This window comes from Gryllotalpicola protaetiae (assembly GCF_003627055.1).
GTDB lineage: Bacteria > Actinomycetota > Actinomycetes > Actinomycetales > Microbacteriaceae > Gryllotalpicola > Gryllotalpicola protaetiae.
In genome coordinates, this window is record NZ_CP032624.1 from 2,911,314 (window position 1) to 2,931,422 (window position 20,109).

Sequence of the window (20,109 nt, forward strand, 5' to 3'; positions counted from 1 at the left end):
GTGGACCGTGTCAGACACTCCCGAGCTCAACGAGGAGTCCGTCCGCGCCGCCGTCGACGCCGCCCTCGCGGCCATCACCGCAGCCGACGACTCCGCCGCCCTCAAGGACGTGCGTGCGCAGCACCTCGGCGAGCATTCATTGCTCGCGCGCCTCAACGGGCAGCTGCGCAGCGTCCCGAACGATCAGAAGGCGGCCCTCGGCAAGCTCGTCGGCGGCGCCCGCGGCCGGGTCAACCAGGCCTTCTCGGCGAAGGAGGCCGAGATCTCCGCAGCCGAAGAGCACGCCCAGCTCGCGGCGGAGGCCGTCGACGTGACGGCGCTCGCCGTTCCGGGGCGCGTCGGCTCCCGGCATCCGCTCTCGCTCATTCAGGAGAAGGTCAGCGACATCTTCATCGGCATGGGCTGGGAGATCGCGGAAGGGCCAGAGCTCGAGAACGAGTGGTTCAACTTCGACGCGCTGAACTTCGACGAGGACCACCCGGCCCGCGCCCTGCAGGACACCTTCTTCGTCGAGCCCGTCGAGCGCCACCTCGTGATGCGCACGCACACTAGCCCGGTGCAGATCCGCTCGTTGCTCGGCCGTGAGCTGCCGATCTACATCGTCGCGCCCGGCCGCGCCTACCGCACCGACGAGGTCGACGCGACGCACGTGCCCGCGTTCAGCCAGATCGAGGGCCTCGCCGTCGACAAGGGGCTCACCATGGCGCACCTGCGCGGAACGCTCGAGCACTTCGCGCGCGTGATGTTCGGCCCTGAGGCGAAGATCCGACTGCGCCCCAACTACTTCCCGTTCACCGAGCCGTCGGCCGAGCTCGACGTCTGGCACCCGTCCGCCAAGGGCGGCCCCCGCTGGATCGAGTGGGGCGGCTGCGGCATGGTCAACGCCAACGTGCTGCGCGCGGGCGGCGTCGACCCCGAGGTGTACACCGGCTTCGCCTTCGGCATGGGCCTCGAGCGCACCCTGCAGTTCCGCAGCGAGCTCAGCGACATGCGCGACTTCCTCGAAGGCGACATCCGCTTCTCCCAGTCGTTCGGAATGGTGGTCTGATGCGCGTCCCACTCAGCTGGCTCGCCGAGTACGTCGATCTGCTCCCCGGCTCGACCCCCGAGGACGTCCACGCGGCGCTCGTCAAGGTCGGCCTCGAGGAAGAGGCGATCCACCGCTTCGAGGTGACCGGCCCCGTCGTGGTCGGTCAGGTGCTCGAGTTCGTCGAAGAGCCGCAGAGCAACGGCAAGACCATCCGCTGGTGCCAGGTCGACGTCGGCGAGGCGAACGGGGGAGTGCGCGGCATCGTCTGCGGCGCCCACAACTTCGCGGCCGGCGACAAGGTCGCGGTCACGCTGCCCGGCGCCGTGCTGCCCGGCCCGTTCCCGATCGCGGCGCGCAAGACCTACGGCCACACGAGCGACGGCATGATCGCCTCGGGCCGCGAGCTCGGGCTCAACGACGAGCACGCGGGCATCCTCGTGCTCGCGACCCTCGGCCTCGACCCCGAGATCGGCGCCGACGCGATCGCGCTGCTCGGTCTCGACGACGCGGCCGTCGAGGTCAACGTCACGCCCGACCGCGGCTACGCCTTCTCGATCCGCGGCATCGCGCGGGAGTATTCGCACGCGACCGGCGCGGTCTTCCGCGACCCGGTCGATCAGGTGCAGTCGGATGCCGCAGCCGACGGCTTCCCGCTCGCGATCTCCGACGACGCCCCCATCCGCGGCAACGTCGGCGCGTCCGTGTTCGTCGCGCGCACCGTCGAGGGCGTCGACCCGACGCGTCCGACGCCGCCGTGGCTCGCGGCGCGGCTACGTCTCGCAGGCATCCGATCGCTCACGCTGCCCGTCGACATCACGAACTACGTGATGCTCGAGTTCGGGCAGCCGATCCACGGCTATGACCTCGACAAGCTGGCCGGCGGCATCACGGTGCGTCGAGCGCAGCCCGGCGAGACGCTCGAGACCCTCGACGGAGCCGTGCGCAAGCTCGACCCGGAAGATCTGCTCATCGCTGACGAGTCGGGCGCCATCGGCCTCGCCGGCGTGATGGGCGGCGCGAAGACCGAGATGTCCGACACGACGACGCGGGTTCTGGTCGAGGCGGCGAACTTCGACCCGGTGTCGATCGCGCGCACCGCGCGTCGCCAGAAGCTGCCCTCCGAGGCGTCCCGCCGCTTCGAGCGCGGCGTGGACCCTGCCGTGGCCGAGGCGGCCGCGGCGCGCGTCGTGCAGCTGCTCGAGCAGCTCGCGGGCGGTCATGCGGTGGCACTGGGTGCGCGCATCCACAACGAATCGGCTCCGCAGCCGATCGAGCTGCCGAGCGGCTTCGCCACGCGGCTCGTCGGCGTCGACTACGACGACGCCGAGATCGAGCGCACGTTGACGGCGATCGGGGCGAGCGTGGTGAAGGCGGATGCCGGGTTCACGGTCACCCCGCCGAGTTGGCGCCCCGACCTCACCGACGCGGCGACCCTCGCCGAAGAGGTGGCGCGCGTGGGCGGCTACGAGCGTATCCCGAGCGTCATCCCGGTCGCGCCCCCCGGGCGCGGCCTCACCCGCGAGCAGCAGCTGCGTCGCCAGGCGGCCTGGGCGCTTGCGGGCAGCGGACTCACCGAGGTCCTGGCCATGCCGTTCCTGACGGCCGAGCAGAACAACGCGTTCGGCTCGCCGAGCGGCGAGCCGGTGCCCGCGGTTAAGCTCGCCAACGCCCTCGACGCGCGTGTGCCGTTCCTGCGCACCACGCTGCTGCCCGGTCTCATCGACATCGCGCAGCGCAACCTGTCGCGCGGGCTCACCGACCTCGCGGTCTACGAGCTCGGCCTCGTCTTCCGACCTGAAGCCGGCGTGAGCTACGGCGTCGACCGCCTGCCGATCGGGAACGCGCGCCCGGACGACGCCACGCTCGCGGCGCTCGACGCGAGCATCCCGCCGCAGCCCCGCCACGTCGCCGGCCTGTTCCTCGGCAACGCGACGCCGAAGCAGCCGGGCCATCCGGCCGTGGCGACCGGTCTCGCCGACGCGCTCGCCGCGGTGCGCACCCTCGGCGCCGCGGTGGGGGTCGAGATCTCCGTCCGCCAGGGACGCCACGCGAGCCTGCACCCGGGTCGCACCGCAGAGCTCTTCGTGGCGACAGCCGACGGCGAGGCATCCGTCGGATTCGCCGGCGAGCTGCTGCCCGCCCTCGCAGCCGAGCTCGACCTGCCGCGCATCGTCGCGGTGTTCGAGGCCGATCTGGGCGCGCTGATCGCGGCATCGCCCGAGACCCTCGAGGTCGCGCCGATCTCGTCGTTTCCGGCCGCAACGCAGGACCTCTCGCTCGTCGTGCCGCTCGCCGCGGCCGCGGGCGAGGTGCTCGCTGCGGTCGTCGAGGGCGCGGGCGAGCTGCTCGAGCACGCCCAGGTGGTCGACGACTATCGCGGCCAGGGCGTGCCCGCCGGCTGCAAGAGCCTGACTTTCGCGCTGCGCTTCCGCGCGGGCGATCGCACGCTGACGGCGTCCGAGGCGAGCGACGCCAAGCTCGCGGGTGCCGCACTCGCCGGTGACCGCTTCGGCGCGACGGTTCGCGAGTGACCCGCGGCGGCGGATATGCTGGCGGCATGACTTCCGTCCGCATCACCGTCGCCGCACGTTCGCGTGCGCGGCTCGTGCTGCGTCGACGTTTCCTGGGCGGCCGAATCTCGGCGGCGCTCGCGTAGCCGGAAGTCTGCCGGTTCCACGCAGGCGTCGCCGTGACTCAGAATCCGTCGCCGTCCAGAAATAACAAGGTGGAACCAACCATGACGTACACGGTCGCCGTCGCCGGAGCATCCGGCTACGCCGGCGGGGAGGTGCTGCGGCTGCTCGCAGGCCACCCCGATTTCGAGGTCACAACCGTGACCGCATCCTCGAACGCGGGAAAGCCGCTCGCCCTGCTGCAGCCGCATCTGCGCTCGTATGCGCACCTGATCCTGCAAGAGACCACTCCCGCCGTCCTCGCGGGCCACGACGTGGTCTTCCTCGCCCTGCCCCACGGCGCGTCGGGCGCGATCACCGCGCAACTGCCCGACGACGTCCTCGTCGTCGACTGCGGCGCCGACCACCGCCTCACCGACGAGGCGGCGTGGGCCAAGTTCTACGGCGGCGAGTTCAACGAGCCGTGGGCCTACGGGGTGCCCGAGCTGCCCGCCGCCGGCGGAAAGCTGCGCGATCGCCTCATCGGCGCCACGAAGATCGCGGCCCCCGGCTGCAACGCGAGCTCGGTCTCACTCGCGATCGCCCCCGGCATCACAGCCGGCCTCATCGACGAGGACATCGTCGCGGTCCTCGCGGTCGGGCCCTCAGGCGCAGGCAAGAACCTCAAGGTGCAGTACCTCGGCAGCGAGCTTCTCGGCTCGGCCAACCCGTACGGTGTCGGCGGCGGCCACCGGCACATCCCCGAGATCATCCAGAACCTGAAGCTCGCGGGCGCCACCGATCCGAAGGTGTCGTTCACGCCGGTCCTCGTGCCGATGGCGCGCGGCATCCTCGCGACCGTCACCGCGCCGCTCAAGGCGGGCGTAACCACGCAGCAGGTGCGGGATGCCTGGGAGGGCGCCTACGCGGGCGAGGCGTTCGTGCAGCTGCTGCCCGAGGGCACCTGGCCCCGCACCGCCGATGTCCTCGGCGCGAACACCGCGCTCATCGGCGTCACCGTCGACGAGGCGGCGAACAGGGTCGTCGCACTGATCGCGGTCGACAACCTCGTGAAGGGCACGGCGGGCGCCGCCGTCCAGTCCGCAAACATCGCGCTGGGCCTGCCTGAGGGCACCGCGCTGACCACGAACGGAGTCGCCCCGTGAGCGTCACCGCAGCAGCAGGATTCCTCGCAGCCGGCGTGCCCGCCGGGCTCAAGTCGACCGGCAGGTCCGACGTGGCGCTGGTCCGCAACGTCGGCCCCCTCCAGAACGCGGCGACCGTCTTCACGAGCAACCGGTGCCTCGCGAATCCGGTGCTGTGGAGCAAAGAGGTCATCAAGGACGGCACCGTCTCGGCCATCGTCCTCAACTCGGGCGGAGCCAACTGCTACACCGGCGCGCAAGGCTTCCAGACCACGCACGCTACGGCCGAACGCGTCGCCGAGCTGCTCGACATCTCCGCGGGCGACGTGCTGGTGTGCTCGACGGGCCTCATCGGCGAGCAGCTCGATCTCGCCAAGGTGACGGCAGGGGTGACGGATGCAGCGGCCGCGCTCGCCGGAACGCCCGCCGGCGGTCAGTCGGCGGCCGAGGCGATCATGACGACCGACACTGTGGCGAAGCAGGCTGTGCGCACCTCGCCGGCCGGCTGGACGATCGGCGGAATGGCGAAGGGCGCCGGCATGCTCGCTCCGGGCCTCGCCACCATGCTGGTCGTGATCACGACCGACGCAGTGCTCCCGAGCGCCGAGCTCGACCAGGCGCTGCGCTCAGCAACGGCGGTCACTTTCGACCGTCTCGACTCCGACGGCTGCATGTCGACCAATGACACCGTCGCTCTGCTCGGCTCCGGGGCGAGCGGCGTCACACCCGACCTCACCGAGTTCACGGCAGCCCTCACCGAGGTCTGCCAGAGCCTCGCCGAGCAGCTGCAGGGGGACGCCGAGGGGGCATCCCACGACATCGCCATCCATGTCGAGAACGCGGCGAGCGAGAGCGATGCGGTGGAGGTCGGCCGCGCGGTGGCCCGCAACAACCTCTTCAAGGCGGCGATCTTCGGCAACGATCCCAACTGGGGCCGGGTGCTCGCCGCCGTCGGCACGACCGCGGCCGAGTTCGACCCCTACGACATCGACGTGTGGTTCAACGGCGTCCGCGTCTGCGCCGCAGGCCAGCCCGACCAGCCGCGCGAGCTCGTCGACCTCACCCCGCGCGCCGTCGACATCCGCATCGATGTGAAGGTGGGCCCGGCTCGCGCGACGATCCTGACCAACGACCTCACGCACGACTACGTGCACGAGAACAGCGCGTACGCGAGCTGACGCCATGGCCGACGAAACCCTCACCACCATCAACCCGGACGACGCAGAGATCGTCGCCGCACGCGAGGCTGCGCTCGAGAAGACCGCGATCCTCATCGAGTCGCTGTCGTGGCTCGGCTCGTTCCGCGACAAGATCGTCGTCGTCAAGTTCGGCGGCAACGCGATGGTCAGCCCCGAGCTGCAGCGCACCTTCGCCGAGGACATCCTCTATCTCCACCACGTCGGGTTGAAGCCGGTCGTCGTCCACGGCGGCGGCCCGCAGATCTCATCGATGCTTGACAAGCTCGGCATCCACAGCGAGTTCAAGGGCGGCTACCGCGTCACGACGCCCGAGGCGATGGACGTCGTGCGCATGGTGCTCACGGGGCACATCAACCGCGGCATCGTCCGCTCGCTCAACGAGCTCAACCCGACGATCGCCATCGGCATGTCCGGCGAGGACGCGGGGCTGTTCACCGGCCGCAGGCGCGGCGCGATGGTCGACGGCGAGATCGTCGACCTCGGCCTCGTGGGCGACGTCGTCGCGGTGAATCCCGAGGTGATCCTGACCCAGCTCGACGCCGGGCGGATTCCCGTCGTCTCGTCGGTCGCCCCCGACGGCGACGTGGCAGGGCAGTCATTGAATGTGAATGCGGATGCCGCGGCCGCGGCCCTCGCAGTGGCCCTGCGGGCTGAGAAGCTCATCGTCCTGACCGACGTCGCCGGCCTCTATCGCGACTGGCCCGACCGCGCGTCGATGCTCACGAGCATCTCGGCGGGCGAGCTGCACGCGCTGCTGCCGAGCCTGGAGTCCGGCATGATCCCGAAGATGTCGGCGTGCCTCGACGCCGTCCAGGGCGGCGTTCCCAAGGCCGCGATCGTCGACGGCCGCATCCCTCACTCGATCCTGCTCGAGATCTTCACCCAGCAGGGCATCGGAACGGAGGTCACCGCGTGACCGAGAACAGCACGTCCGCCCCGGCGGCGTGGCAGTCCCGCTACGAGTCCGACCTGGTCGGCACCTTCGCCACCCCGCCGCTGCTGCTCGATCACGGCCAGGGCGCGTGGGTGTGGGACGCCGAGGGCAACAAGTACCTCGATTTCCTCGGCGGCATCGCCGTGAACTCGCTCGGCCACGCGCACCCCGTCCTGATCGAGGCGGTCACCCGTCAGGTCTCGCTCGCCGCGCATGTCTCGAACCTGTTCGCCTCGGCGCCGCAGCTCGAGCTCGCCGAGCGGCTGAAGCGGCTCACCGGCGCAGGCGACCAGGGCCGCGTCTTCTTCGCGAACTCGGGCACAGAGGCGAACGAAGCGGCCTTCAAGCTCGCGCGGCTGAACCGCGGTGACGGTTCGAAGACCCGCGTCCTCGCGCTGCAGAACGCTTTCCACGGCCGCACCATGGGCGCACTCGCGCTCACCGGCAAGGCCTACATGCGCGACCCCTTCCAGCCCATGGTCTCGGGTGTCGAGCACATCCCGGCGACTCTCGAGTCGCTCGAGGCGGCAATCGACGACAGCGTCGCTGCGCTCTTCGTCGAGCCGATCCAGGGCGAGGCGGGCGTGCTCGAACTCCCCGCCGGATTCTTCGCGAAGGCGCGCGAGCTCACGCAGCGGCACGGCGCACTGCTCATCGTCGACGAGGTCCAGACCGGCGCCGGCCGCACCGGGGACTGGTTCGGATTCCAGCACGAAGGCATCACGCCCGACGCGATCACCCTGGCGAAGGGCATGGCGGGCGGCGTCCCGATCGGCGCCCTGGTCACCTTCGGCGCGGCCTCCGCACTGTTCCACCGCGGCCAGCACGGCACGACGTTCGGCGGCAACCCGCTCGCGACGGCAGCCGCCAATGCGGTGCTCGGTGAGATCGAGGCGTCCGGCCTCGTCGAGAACGCCCGGGCCAGGGGCGAGCAGCTGAAAGCCGTCATCGCCGACCTCGAGTCTCCGCTCATCGCGGGCACCCGCGGCCGGGGCCTGCTCGTCGGCATCGCGCTGGCAGCACCTGTCGCCGAGGCGCTCGTCACCGCAGCCCGCGGGCAGGGCCTCATCATCAATGCGACGGGCCCCGACAGCATCCGCCTCGCCCCGCCGCTCGTGATCGGCGAGATCGAGCTCGACGAATTCCGCGCGCGCTTCGGTGCCGCGCTCCACGAGGTCGACGCGAAAGCGGAGGCCCACGAACGGAAGGTGAGCGCATGAGGCGCCATTTCCTCCGCGACGACGATGTGACGCCCGCCGAGCAGGCCGAGATCCTCGACCTCGCCGCGCGCCTCAAAGCAGACCGCTTCGCGGCGTCGCCGCTCGCCGGCCCGAAGACCGTCGCGCTCATCTTCGACAAGCCGACGCTGCGCACCCAGACGTCCTTCACGGTGGGTGTCGCCGAGCTCCAGGGCGCGCCGTTCCTGGTCGATGGAACGAAGGCGCAGATCGGCACGCGCGAGTCCGTTCCGGATGTCGCGCGGATCATCGGCCGCCAGGTCGCCGCGATCGTGTGGCGCACCTACGCGCAGTCCGACCTCGAGACGATGGCCGAATACGCGGGTGTCCCGGTCGTCAACGCTCTGACCGACGACTTCCACCCGTGCCAGATCCTCGCGGACCTGCTCACCATCGCCGAGCACAAGGGCCGTCTCGCCGGCCTCACGATGACCTACGTCGGCGACGGCGCGAACAACATGGCGCACTCGTATCTGCTGGGCGGCGCGACCGCCGGCATGCACGTCCGCATCGCCACCCCGGCGGCGTACCAGCCCGACGCGGGCATCCTCGCCGACGCCGCGCGCATCGCCGAGACGACCGGCGGATCCGTCGAGGTCCTCACCGACACGACAGCGGCCGCTGCGGGCGCAGACGTGATCCTCACCGACACCTGGGTCTCGATGGGCCAGGAGGACGAGAAGTCGGCGCGCGTCGAGGCGTTCGCGGGCTACACGGTCGATGCAGCTCTGATGGCGCAGGCGGCGCCCGAGGCGATCTTCCTGCACTGCCTGCCCGCGTACCGCGGCTACGAGGTCACGTCAGAGGTCCTCGACGGCCCGCAGTCCGTCGTCTGGGACGAGGCGGAGAACCGTCTGCATGCGCAGAAGGCCGTGCTCGCGTGGCTGCTCGAGAAGAACAAAGAGGGGTCGGATGCCTGACGACATCAACCGCGCGGGCGAGGCCGGCGCTCTCTGGGGCGGCCGCTTCGCCGACGGCCCGTCGCCCGAGCTCGCCCGCCTCAGCAAGTCCACGCAGTTCGACTGGCAGCTGGCCGGCTATGACCTGACAGGCTCGCGCGCCCACGCCCGCGCCCTGCACCGCGCCGGCTACCTCGACGACGCAGAGCTCGGCGGCATGATCGCCGCGATCGACGAGCTGCAGCGTCGCGTAGACACGGGCGAGTTCCTTCCTGCGGCATCCGACGAAGACGTCCACTCGGCCCTCGAGCGCGGTCTCATCGAGATCGCCGGCGCCGAGCTGGGTGGCAAGCTCCGCGCGGGCCGCAGCCGCAACGACCAGATCGCGACGCTGATCCGCATGCTGCTGCGCGACCACTCCGCCGTGCTCGCCGGGCTCGTCGTCGACCTCATCGACGCGCTCGCCGCGCAGGCGGAGGCGAACGCCGATGCGATCATGCCCGGCCGCACGCATCTGCAGCACGCGCAGCCCGTGCTGCTCGCGCACCACCTGCTGGCGCATTGCTGGCCGCTCGTGCGCGATCTCGAGCGGCTCGACGACTGGCGCAGACGCGCGGATGCCTCGCCCTACGGCTCGGGAGCGCTGGCCGGCAACACCCTGGGCCTGGATGCCGCCCTGATCGCCGACGAGCTCGGCTTCGCGGCGGTCGCCCCGAACTCGATCGACGCGACCGCCTCGCGCGACGTCGTCGCGGAGTTCGCCTACGTGACGGCCCAGCTCGGCATCGACCTCTCGCGCCTCGCGGAGGAGATCATCATCTGGAACACCCGCGAGTTCGGCTTCGTCACCCTCGACGACAGCTACTCGACGGGCTCGTCGATCATGCCGCAGAAGAAGAACCCCGACATCGCCGAGCTCGCGCGCGGCAAGTCGGGCCGCCTCATCGGCAACCTCACGGGCCTCCTTGCGACGCTGAAGGGCCTTCCGCTCGCGTACAACCGCGACCTCCAGGAGGACAAGGAGCCGGTCTTCGACTCGATCGATACGCTCGAGGTCCTGCTGCCCGCCTTCACCGGCATGGTCGCGACGCTGCGTTTCCACACCGACCGCATGCGCGAGCTCGCGCCTGAGGGCTATTCGCTCGCGACCGACGTCGCCGAGTGGCTCGTGAAGCAGCACGTGCCCTTCCGCGACGCTCACGAGATCACCGGCAACCTGGTGTCCTTCGCGGAGCGGCGCGGCATCGGGCTCGAGGCGGTCGACGACGTGTCTCTCGCCCAGATCTCGCCGCACCTGACACCCGAGGTCCGCGAGGTCCTCACGATCGAGGGATCCGTCGCGAGCCGCGACGGCATCGCCGGCACCGCACCCGTGCGGGTCGCCGCGCAGCGCGCCCTGCTCGCCGATCGCGTTCGTCAGGTCACCGCCCGCATCGGCGCGACTCAGGAGGCACTGTGATGGCCCGGTTCAAGCTCGACAGCACCCCGCGCCAGAAGAAGGCGATGCGCCCGTGGTTGTGGTGGTCCATCCTGAGCGTCGCGGTCGCCATCGTCGTCGCGGGCATCATCGTGACCTACGCCGTCGGCGGCCGGCTCTTCTGACGTGCCCGTCGATGCTCGGTTCACTCCAGACCGCGAGTTCTTCGCACGTCCGGCGACCGAGATCGCCCCGCTTCTGCTCGGCGCGCGGCTGACACACGAGACGGATGCCGGGGCGGTCGTGCTCCGCCTCACCGAGGTCGAGGCGTATCTGGGCGACGGCGCGGACCCCGGCTCGCACGCCTTCCGCGGTCGCACGAAGCGCAACGGCGTGATGTACGGGGAGCCCGGTTTCGTCTACGTGTACTTCACGTACGGCATGCATGTCTGCGCGAACCTGGTGTGCTCGCCGCCGGGCGCCGCAACGGCGGTCCTGCTGCGCGCCGCCGAGGTGGTCGAGGGCACCCAGCTCGCCGAGGTGCGCCGGGGTGCGGTCCCCGCGCGCGACCTCGCCCGCGGTCCGGCCCGTCTCACCGTCGCGGCGGGCATCCGCCTCGACGAGAACGGTGCGGACGCGCTCTCCGCACCGTTTGCCCTCGAACTCGAGGCGAGGCCGCCCGCCTTCGTCTCCGGCCCGCGCGTCGGGGTCTCGGGCGATGGCGGGGGAGAGGCGTTCCCCTGGAGGTTCTGGATCGCGGGCGACCCGACGGTCTCGGTCTACCGCCCGGCGAAGCCGCGCGCTACCAGACCAGGTGCGCGAGTGCCCCGCACAGCGCCGCCCACCCCAGGCTGACGAGTGTGCCGATGATGAAGCGCTCCTGCGCTTCGGAGGCCCCGAGCTCGCTGAACCGGCCGACGCCCTTGATCGCGATGATCACGGCGATCGCCTCAGGCACACCTGCGAGCAGTGAGACGGTGGTCCCGATGCGCTCGAGGATGCCGATGGTGAGGCCGCCGCGCAGCACCTCCCGCGTCTGCCCGGGCGCCGTCGCGTCCCTCGGCTCGATGAGGATCCCGCCGGCCGTGCCCTCGACCTGTCGCGTCGCGAGGGCGAGCACGGTCCGCACGGCGGGCGAGCCGCCGAAGGCCGAGATGGCGACAGCGCCGAGCGCGATCACGGCGCCCAGCACTGCCGGTCCCTGGGGGTGCGGCAGGCCGACCATAACGACGGCGACGACCAGGAAGGCTCCGGCGGCGATCGCGGCCCAGCGGCCGCCCTTCACCGCGAGCACCGAGAAGACGACCCCTCCCGCGACGACGAGTGCGAGGACGATCCAGAACAGCACCGCGACGATGATCCCGGGCCCGGCGTAGTACATCGGCTACTGCTCCTGTCGCGTCATGAGGTCGGCTTGCTCCAAGAGCCTAGTGAGACCGGGCAGCGCAGCGAGCTCCGCCTTGATGTTCGCGGCCTTCGCGCGTGCGCTCGCGGCAGGCGCTGAGATCCCGAGGCGTGCCGCGGCCTCCGCCTGCGTGCGCCCTGCGGCCAGGAGGTCGAACAGCTCCCACCCGGCATCCGACCGCCGCTCGCGCACGATGAGCAGCAGTGCGAGCAGCGACTCCGCGTCATCCGCGCGGGTGCTGCCCGCCTGTGGCTGGCTCTGACTGTGAATGGCGAGGCGGATGCCTGACTTCTTCGCCCTCGTCGCGGCGTCCCGTGCCGCGAAGAACGCCGGCCCGCTCGCTTCGCGTGTCGCGGCCGGCAGCGGCGAGCGCACTGGCCCGACCCCTATCCCGACGTGGAAGCTGCGCGTGCGGGTGAGCTGCAGCGCGAGCGCGAGGGCGGTCGCGGCGTCATCGGTGAGTGCCTGCAGCTCGTCGCCGGCGGTGCGGTCTGCCGGAAGGGCCAGCCCGGCCGCGTGCTCTCCGTTGATCCGTTCGAGCTCGGCGCTGACGAGGTCGGCGCTGCGACGCGAGTCGATCTGATCCGCGGTGATGACGAACATCGCGCTCCTTAAGCTAAAGCCTTTAACTCGTGCGATATTAAGGCTATACCTCTAACTATTCACGAGTCCAGGTGAATGCTGGAACTCTCGCGCGAGCGGCCGCTGATACCGTTGACCGCGTGTCGACGCCTGAAATCCTGGCCGCGCAGCACAACGATTCCTCCTTCGAATCCATCTGGGACGAAATCGTCTGGCGCGGCCTCATCCATGTCTCCACTGATGAGAGCGAGCTCAAGCAGCTCCTCGCAGGCGATCCCATCACGTACTACTGCGGTTTCGACCCGACCGCGGCGAGCCTCCACCTCGGCAATCTGGTGCAGCTCGTGCTGCTGCGCCGGCTGCAGCTCGCGGGGCATCGCCCGCTTGCCCTGGTCGGCGGTTCGACGGGCCTGATCGGCGACCCGCGCCCGACCGCCGAGCGCACGCTCAACACGAAAGAGACCGTCGGCGAGTGGGTCGGCTACCTGCAGGCGCAGGTGTCGAAGTTCCTGAGCTTCGAGGGCGACAACGCCGCGAGCCTCGTGAACAACCTCGACTGGTTCGGGCAGCTGAGCGCGATCGACTTCCTCCGTGACATCGGCAAGCACTACCGCGTCGGCACCATGCTCAAGAAGGACGCGGTGGCCGCCCGCCTCAACTCCGACGCGGGAATCTCGTACACGGAGTTCAGCTACCAGATCCTCCAGGGGCTCGACTTCCTCGAGCTCTACCGTCAGCACGGCTGCGTCCTTCAGACCGGCGGCAGCGATCAGTGGGGCAATCTCACGAGCGGCACCGATCTGATCAGACGTGTCGAGGGCGTCTCTGCGCACGCGATCGGCACACCGCTGATCACGAACAGCGACGGCACCAAGTTCGGCAAGAGCGAGGGCAACGCCGTCTGGCTGGACGCGTCCCTGACCAGCCCGTACGCCTTCTACCAGTTCTGGCTCAACACCGACGATGCCGATGTGATCTCGCGCATCAAGATCTTCACCTTCCTGTCGCGCGCGGAGATCGAGCGGCTGGAGCAGTCCGTTGTCGAGGTGCCGTTCCGCCGCGAGGCGCAGCGCACACTTGCCGTCGAGGTGACGACTCTGGTGCACGGGCCGGATGCCGCGAACGCCGCTGTCCTCGCATCGCAGGCTCTCTTCGGCAACGGTGACCTTTCGCTCCTCGACACGGGCACACTCGAGGCGGCGCTGCGCGAACTCCCGACGGTCGACGCCTCGGGCGCTGAGACGATCGCGCAGCTGCTCGTCGACACCGCTCTCACGACGAGTCTGTCCGAGTCCCGGCGTGCGATCGCGCAGGGCGGTGTCTACGTGAACAACCTCAAGATCGACGACGATCAGGCGGTGATCGCCGACCACCTGATCGCCGGCCGGCTGGCCGTGCTGCGTCGCGGAAAGAAGACGCTCGCCGGGGTGTTCGCGGTCGAGTAGACCGCGACACGCCCGGGGCGCTGCCTGGATTTGAGCGGTGGCCTGGTGCCGCGTAAATTACTTACTTGTCACCCCAAAGGTGCGGCTGAGCTGCTCAGCTCGCCGGCCTCAAGCGGGACCTCATCACAGACACTCCGAAGGTCACTTGTTTGGCCCGAGCCGAGTGCCTAAGATGGGAAGTCCACACCAGCTCCGCGTCGCGTCATCGCGACGAGTGAAGAGCAGCGAGTGTGGTAAGTTAGATAGGTTGCCCCGGCGCGATGACCGAAAGGTCTAGGCCGGGTGCGTACGGTCTTTGAGAACTCAACAGCGTGCACATTGTCAATGCCAATACCCCTGGCACCGTTTTTTGGATGGTGTTGGGATTCCTTTGGTTTATTTGATGGATTGAATGTCAGTTTTGATGTTCTTTTGTCATGGTCGGACTTTGTCCGCAAGTTTTTTGTGGAGAGTTTGATCCTGGCTCAGGACGAACGCTGGCGGCGTGCTTAACACATGCAAGTCGAACGATGAAGGCTGGTGCTTGCACTGGCTGGATTAGTGGCGAACGGGTGAGTAACACGTGAGTAACCTGCCCTTGGCTCTGGGATACGCGTTGGAAACGGCGTCTAATACTGGATAGGACTTCTCGCCGCATGGTGGGGGGTGGAAAGATTTATCGGCCATGGATGGGCTCGCGGCCTATCAGCTTGTTGGTGAGGTAGTGGCTCACCAAGGCGACGACGGGTAGCCGGCCTGAGAGGGTGACCGGCCACACTGGGACTGAGACACGGCCCAGACTCCTACGGGAGGCAGCAGTGGGGAATATTGCACAATGGGCGAAAGCCTGATGCAGCAACGCCGCGTGGGGGATGACGGCCTTCGGGTTGTAAACCTCTTTTGGCAGGGAAGAAGCCTTCGGGTGACGGTACCTGCAGAAAAAGGACCGGCTAACTACGTGCCAGCAGCCGCGGTAATACGTAGGGTCCGAGCGTTGTCCGGAATTATTGGGCGTAAAGAGCTCGTAGGCGGTTCGTCGCGTCTGCCGTGAAATCCTCAGGCTCAACCTGAGGCGTGCGGTGGGTACGGGCGGGCTAGAGTGCGGTAGGGGAGAATGGAACTCCTGGTGTAGCGGTGGAATGCGCAGATATCAGGAAGAACACCGATGGCGAAGGCAGTTCTCTGGGCCGTAACTGACGCTGAGGAGCGAAAGCGTGGGGAGCGAACAGGATTAGATACCCTGGTAGTCCACGCCGTAAACGTTGGGCGCTAGATGTGGGGACCATTCCACGGTTTCCGTGTCGTAGCTAACGCATTAAGCGCCCCGCCTGGGGAGTACGGCCGCAAGGCTAAAACTCAAAGGAATTGACGGGGGCCCGCACAAGCGGCGGAGCATGCGGATTAATTCGATGCAACGCGAAGAACCTTACCAAGGCTTGACATATACCGGAAACGGCCAGAGATGGTCGCCCCCTTGTGGTCGGTATACAGGTGGTGCATGGTTGTCGTCAGCTCGTGTCGTGAGATGTTGGGTTAAGTCCCGCAACGAGCGCAACCCTCGTTCTATGTTGCCAGCACGTTATGGTGGGAACTCATAGGAGACTGCCGGGGTCAACTCGGAGGAAGGTGGGGATGACGTCAAATCATCATGCCCCTTATGTCTTGGGCTTCACGCATGCTACAATGGCCGGTACAAAGGGCTGCGATGTCGTAAGGCGGAGCGAATCCCAAAAAGCCGGTCTCAGTTCGGATTGAGGTCTGCAACTCGACCTCATGAAGTCGGAGTCGCTAGTAATCGCAGATCAGCAACGCTGCGGTGAATACGTTCCCGGGCCTTGTACACACCGCCCGTCAAGTCATGAAAGTCGGTAACACCCGAAGCCAGTGGCCTAACCGTAAGGAGGGAGCTGTCGAAGGTGGGATCGGTGATTAGGACTAAGTCGTAACAAGGTAGCCGTACCGGAAGGTGCGGCTGGATCACCTCCTTTCTAAGGAGCATCTGACCAGCTTGCTGGTCCAGAACCCGCGCCCATGGCGAATGTCTGTGGGGTGGGGCTCATGGGTGGAACATTGACGATGCCTCCGATCGAGCTGATCGGTTCTCAGTACGGCCTTCGGGTTTGGAACGGGGCTGGTTGGGGTTGGTCGGGGGGTGCGCGCTGTTGGGTCCTGAGGGACCGTGCTGGCTGCCGGTTGGTGGTTGAGCGGTTTTTCTTCAGGCCTTCCCGATGCAGGTTTTGTTCTGCGGGTGGGGGGTGCTGTCCGTATTTTGAGAACTACACAGTGGACGCGAGCATCTTAGATCCGCGGCTCTTTTGAGTTTGCGGGTCACCAAAATGGTCTGTTCTGAGGGCTTTGGCTCTTGGAGCGATTCTTTTTTGACTCATGTTGTGGTGGCAAGTTTCTAAGAGCGAACGGTGGATGCCTTGGCATCTGGAGCCGATGAAGGACGTAGCAATCTGCGATAAGCCTCGGGGAGTTGATAAGCGAACTGTGATCCGAGGGTGTCCGAATGGGGAAACCTGGCCAGGCCCTTTGGGTGACCTGGTTACTCCCGCCTGAATGTATAGGGCGGGTAGAGGGAACGTGGGGAAGTGAAACATCTCAGTACCCACAGGAAGAGAAAACAAAATGTGATTCCGTTAGTAGTGGCGAGCGAACGCGGATGTGGCTAAACCTGTCACGTGTGATACCCGGCAGGGGTTGCGTGGTGGGGGTTGTGGGACCCTTCGAGGAGGACTGCCGTTCTCCTGCGGTGACGTGCGCGTGGTGTAGGCGAACAGCTTGGAAAGGCTGACCGTAGCGGGTGAGAGTCCTGTAGCCGAAATGCTGCGCCGGCCGGAGGGTGTTCCCGAGTAGCACGGGGCCCGAGAAATCCCGTGTGAATCTGCCAGGACCACCTGGTAAGCCTGAATACTCCCAGATGACCGATAGCGGACAAGTACCGTGAGGGAAAGGTGAAAAGTACCCCGGGAGGGGAGTGAAATAGTTCCTGAAACCGTTCGCTTACAAACCGTCGGAGCCGGCTTGTTCCGGTGACGGCGTGCCTTTTGAAGAATGAGCCTGCGAGTTAGCGATACGTGGCGAGGTTAACCCGTGTGGGGAAGCCGTAGCGAAAGCGAGTCCGAATAGGGCGTTTTTAGTCGCGTGTCCTAGACCCGAAGCGAAGTGATCTACCCATGGCCAGGTTGAAGCGACGGTAAGACGTCGTGGAGGACCGAACCCACCAGGGTTGAAAACCTGGGGGATGAGCTGTGGGTAGGGGTGAAAGGCCAATCAAACTTCGTGATAGCTGGTTCTCTCCGAAATGCATTTAGGTGCAGCGTTGCGTGTTTCTTGCCGGAGGTAGAGCTACTGGATAGCCGATGGGGCCTAAAAGCTTACTGACGTTAGCCAAACTCCGAATGCCGGTAAGTGAGAGCGCAGCAGTGAGACGGTGGGGGATAAGCTTCATCGTCGAGAGGGAAACAACCCAGACCACCGACTAAGGTCCCTAAGCGCGTGCTAAGTGGGAAAGGATGTGGAGTTGCACAGACAACCAGGAGGTTGGCTTAGAAGCAGCCACCCTTGAAAGAGTGCGTAATAGCTCACTGGTCAAGTGATTCCGCGCCGACAATGTAACGGGGCTCAAGCACGCCACCGAAGTCGTGGCATTGCCGCAGCAGACAGGCCTTCGTGGTCCAGTCGCGGTGATGGGTAGGAGAGCGTCGTGTGGGCGGTGAAGCAGCGGGGTGACCCAGCTGTGGAGGCCACACGAGTGAGAATGCAGGCATGAGTAGCGAAAGACGGGTGAGAAACCCGTCCTCCGAAAGACCAAGGGTTCCAGGGCCAGGTTAATCCGCCCTGGGTAAGTCGGGACCTAAGGCGAGGCCGACAGGCGTAGTCGATGGACAACGGGTTGATATTCCCGTACCGGCGAAGAACCGCCCATGCTGATCTGGTAATGCTAAGCATCCGATGCCGGCACTGTCTCCTTTCGAGGGGGCGCCGCCGGCGGAGCATGCGACCCAGTCCGGGGAGGCAAGCGTGTTAACAGGTGTGACGCAGGAAGGTAGCCGTACCGGGCGATGGTTGTCCCGGGGCAAGGATGTAGGGCTGGAGATAGGCAAATCCGTCTCCTGTGTGCCTGAGATCTGACGCATACCCGTCAAGGGGAATTCGGTGATCCTATGCTGCCAAGAAAAGCATCGACGCGAGGTTCTAGCCGCCCGTACCCCAAACCGACTCAGGTGGTCAGGTAGAGAATACCAAGGAGATCGAGAGAATCGTGGTTAAGGAACTCGGCAAAATGCCCCCGTAACTTCGGGAGAAGGGGGGCCCGAAGCGTGAACCCACTTGCTGGGGGAGCGTGGAGTGGCCGCAGAGACCAGTGGGAAGCGACTGTTTACTAAAAACACAGGTCCGTGCCAAGTCGCAAGACGATGTATACGGACTGACGCCTGCCCGGTGCTGGAAGGTTAAGAGGACCGGTCAGCTCTTTATTGAGCGAAGCTGAGAATTTAAGCCCCAGTAAACGGCGGTGGTAACTATAACCATCCTAAGGTAGCGAAATTCCTTGTCGGGTAAGTTCCGACCTGCACGAATGGCGTAACGACTTCCCAGCTGTCTCAACCGCGAACTCGGCGAAATTGCACTACGAGTAAAGATGCTCGTTACGCGCAGCAGGACGGAAAGACCCCGTGACCTTTACTATAGCTTGGTATTGGTGTTCGGTGCGGCTTGTGTAGGATAGGTGGGAGACTGCGAAGCGGGCACGCTAGTGTTCGTGGAGTCATTGTTGAAATACCACTCTGGTCGCTCTGGATATCTAACTTCTGACCGTGATCCGGTCAAGGGACAGTGCCTGGTGGGTAGTTTAACTGGGGCGGTTGCCTCCTAAAGAGTAACGGAGGCGCCCAAAGGTTCCCTCAACCTGGTTGGCAATCAGGTGGCGAGTGTAAGTGCACAAGGGAGCTTGACTGTGAGACTGACAGGTCGAGCAGGGACGAAAGTCGGGACTAGTGATCCGGCGGTACGTTGTGGAACGGCCGTCGCTCAACGGATAAAAGGTACCTCGGGGATAACAGGCTGATCTTGCCCAAGAGTCCATATCGACGGCATGGTTTGGCACCTCGATGTCGGCTCGTCGCATCCTGGGGCTGGAGTAGGTCCCAAGGGTTGGGCTGTTCGCCCATTAAAGCGGTACGCGAGCTGGGTTTAGAACGTCGTGAGACAGTTCGGTCCCTATCCGCTGCGCGCGCAGGAGATTTGAGAGGATCTGACCCTAGTACGAGAGGACCGGGTTGGACGAACCTCTGGTGTGTCAGTTGTTCCGCCAGGAGCACCGCTGATTAGCTACGTTCGGGATGGATAACCGCTGAAAGCATCTAAGCGGGAAGCCGGCCTCGAGATGAGATCTCCATCCCCTCGTGGGGAGAGGCTCCCAGCCAGACGACTGGGTTGATAGGCCGGATGTGGAAGCAGGGACGAAAGACCTGCGCAGCTGACCGGTACTAATAAGCCGACAACTTGTTACACCCCAACATCAGTCTTCACTGTTGACTCGCGTCCACTGAGTGGTTCCCGACATACGGGCACCAGCACACAAGCTGAAAACAGACCAGTGCCTGGTCGAACACGTTTCGGCGGCCATAGCGGGAGGGAAACGCCCGGACACATTCCGAACCCGGAAGCTAAGACTCCCAGCGCCGATGGTACTGCAGGGGCGACCCTGTGGGAGAGTAGGACACCGCCGAACACCCATTATGAAAGGGCCATCCGATATTCGGATGGCCCTTTCGCTTTAATGCCTATAAGTCCACAGCAGCGTGAGGAGTAGACCGTGAGCGACAGCTCAGGCGATGACGACAAGGAGCGCGGCTCGCGCCGCGAGCCGGGAGGTCCGCGCGGTCGCGACGACCGAGGCGGCCGGCCTGCTCCGCGCTACAACTCTGAGCGCCGCGGTGGTGGCGAACGGCGCGACGGCGAACGCCGCCCCTCTGGTGACCGAGGCGAACGCCCGGGCCGGGATGGCGAGCGTCGGGGCTACGTCCCACGTGACGGTGAGCGCCGGTCGTACCGAGATCAGCCGCCGCGTCGCGATGGCGACGCTCGTCGGGCTGCGCCACGCGATGGCGAGCGCGGGTCATACGGGGATCAGCGGCCGCGTCGCGATGGCGACGGTCGCGGAGGTGTGCCGCGCGGCGGTGAGCGCCGGTCGTACGGCGACCAGGCTGCTCGGCCGC

The 20,109-nt window shown here is 66.7% G+C and carries 13 protein-coding genes and 3 rRNA genes; 14 read left to right on the forward strand and 2 right to left on the reverse strand.

The genetic code is table 11. The features are described from left to right. The first annotated feature begins 7 nt into the window (after positions 1-7). The 10 genes from pheS to D7I44_RS14185 all read left to right on the forward strand — a co-directional run bounded on the left by pheS (position 8) and on the right by D7I44_RS14185 (position 11,329). Positions 8-1,048, forward strand: a complete 1,041-nt coding sequence (pheS, locus tag D7I44_RS14145) for a phenylalanine--tRNA ligase subunit alpha (protein ID WP_120790090.1) — start codon at positions 8-10, stop codon at positions 1,046-1,048. Further along, positions 1,048-3,561: a phenylalanine--tRNA ligase subunit beta gene (gene pheT, locus D7I44_RS14150; protein ID WP_120790091.1), complete on the forward strand. Its 2,514-nt coding sequence runs from the start codon at positions 1,048-1,050 to the stop codon at positions 3,559-3,561. The genes pheS and pheT overlap by 1 nt, the downstream gene beginning before the upstream one ends. A 206-nt stretch (positions 3,562-3,767) precedes the next feature. Further along, the gene (argC, locus tag D7I44_RS14155) at positions 3,768-4,808 is read left to right on the forward strand and encodes an N-acetyl-gamma-glutamyl-phosphate reductase (RefSeq protein ID WP_120790092.1); all 1,041 of its coding nucleotides are present in this window, start codon (positions 3,768-3,770) and stop codon (positions 4,806-4,808) included. Continuing rightward, complete coding sequence (gene argJ / locus D7I44_RS14160) at positions 4,805-5,965, forward strand: bifunctional glutamate N-acetyltransferase/amino-acid acetyltransferase ArgJ (protein ID WP_120790093.1); 1,161 nt, start codon at positions 4,805-4,807, stop codon at positions 5,963-5,965. Before argC ends, argJ begins: the two co-directional genes overlap by 4 nt. Positions 5,966-5,969: 4 nt before the next feature. Then, positions 5,970-6,902 (forward strand): acetylglutamate kinase, encoded by a 933-nt coding sequence (gene argB, locus D7I44_RS14165; protein ID WP_120790094.1) that lies wholly within the window; start codon positions 5,970-5,972, stop codon positions 6,900-6,902. Continuing rightward, positions 6,899-8,140, forward strand: a complete 1,242-nt coding sequence (locus D7I44_RS14170; protein WP_120790095.1) for an acetylornithine transaminase — start codon at positions 6,899-6,901, stop codon at positions 8,138-8,140. Before argB ends, D7I44_RS14170 begins: the two co-directional genes overlap by 4 nt. Further along, positions 8,137-9,078 carry an ornithine carbamoyltransferase gene (gene argF / locus D7I44_RS14175; protein ID WP_120790096.1) on the forward strand — a complete coding sequence of 314 codons (942 nt, stop codon included), beginning with the start codon at positions 8,137-8,139 and terminating at the stop codon, positions 9,076-9,078. Before D7I44_RS14170 ends, argF begins: the two co-directional genes overlap by 4 nt. Next, positions 9,071-10,516 carry an argininosuccinate lyase gene (gene argH, locus D7I44_RS14180; RefSeq protein WP_120790097.1) on the forward strand — a complete coding sequence of 482 codons (1,446 nt, stop codon included), beginning with the start codon at positions 9,071-9,073 and terminating at the stop codon, positions 10,514-10,516. Before argF ends, argH begins: the two co-directional genes overlap by 8 nt. Then, positions 10,516-10,659, forward strand: coding sequence for a hypothetical protein (locus D7I44_RS18270; RefSeq protein ID WP_162940291.1), 144 nt, complete (start codon positions 10,516-10,518; stop codon positions 10,657-10,659). Before argH ends, D7I44_RS18270 begins: the two co-directional genes overlap by 1 nt. 1 nt (position 10,660) lies before the next feature. After that, positions 10,661-11,329, forward strand: coding sequence for a DNA-3-methyladenine glycosylase (locus D7I44_RS14185; protein WP_120790098.1), 669 nt, complete (start codon positions 10,661-10,663; stop codon positions 11,327-11,329). Here D7I44_RS14185 and D7I44_RS14190 read toward each other — a convergent pair. Continuing rightward, positions 11,277-11,855 (reverse strand): hypothetical protein, encoded by a 579-nt coding sequence (locus tag D7I44_RS14190; protein WP_120790099.1) that lies wholly within the window; start codon positions 11,853-11,855, stop codon positions 11,277-11,279. The two genes, D7I44_RS14185 and D7I44_RS14190, sit on opposite strands and share 53 nt — an antisense overlap. A 3-nt stretch (positions 11,856-11,858) precedes the next feature. Then, positions 11,859-12,482 carry a DNA-binding protein gene (locus D7I44_RS14195; protein ID WP_120790100.1) on the reverse strand — a complete coding sequence of 208 codons (624 nt, stop codon included), beginning with the start codon at positions 12,480-12,482 and terminating at the stop codon, positions 11,859-11,861. Positions 12,483-12,601: 119 nt separating this feature from the next. Between D7I44_RS14195 and tyrS the strand changes: the two genes are divergently transcribed. The 4 genes from tyrS to rrf all read left to right on the forward strand — a co-directional run bounded on the left by tyrS (position 12,602) and on the right by rrf (position 19,622). Continuing rightward, positions 12,602-13,906, forward strand: a complete 1,305-nt coding sequence (tyrS, locus tag D7I44_RS14200; RefSeq protein WP_120790101.1) for a tyrosine--tRNA ligase — start codon at positions 12,602-12,604, stop codon at positions 13,904-13,906. Positions 13,907-14,347: 441 nt separating this feature from the next. Beyond that, positions 14,348-15,873, forward strand: a 16S ribosomal RNA gene (locus tag D7I44_RS14205). Positions 15,874-16,279: 406 nt separating this feature from the next. Beyond that, a 23S ribosomal RNA gene (locus D7I44_RS14210) occupies positions 16,280-19,401 on the forward strand. A 104-nt stretch (positions 19,402-19,505) separates the two neighbouring features. Beyond that, positions 19,506-19,622 (forward strand): 5S ribosomal RNA (gene rrf, locus D7I44_RS14215). Together the 16S, 23S and 5S rRNA genes form the textbook arrangement of a ribosomal RNA operon. Positions 19,623-20,109 lie beyond the last annotated feature (487 nt).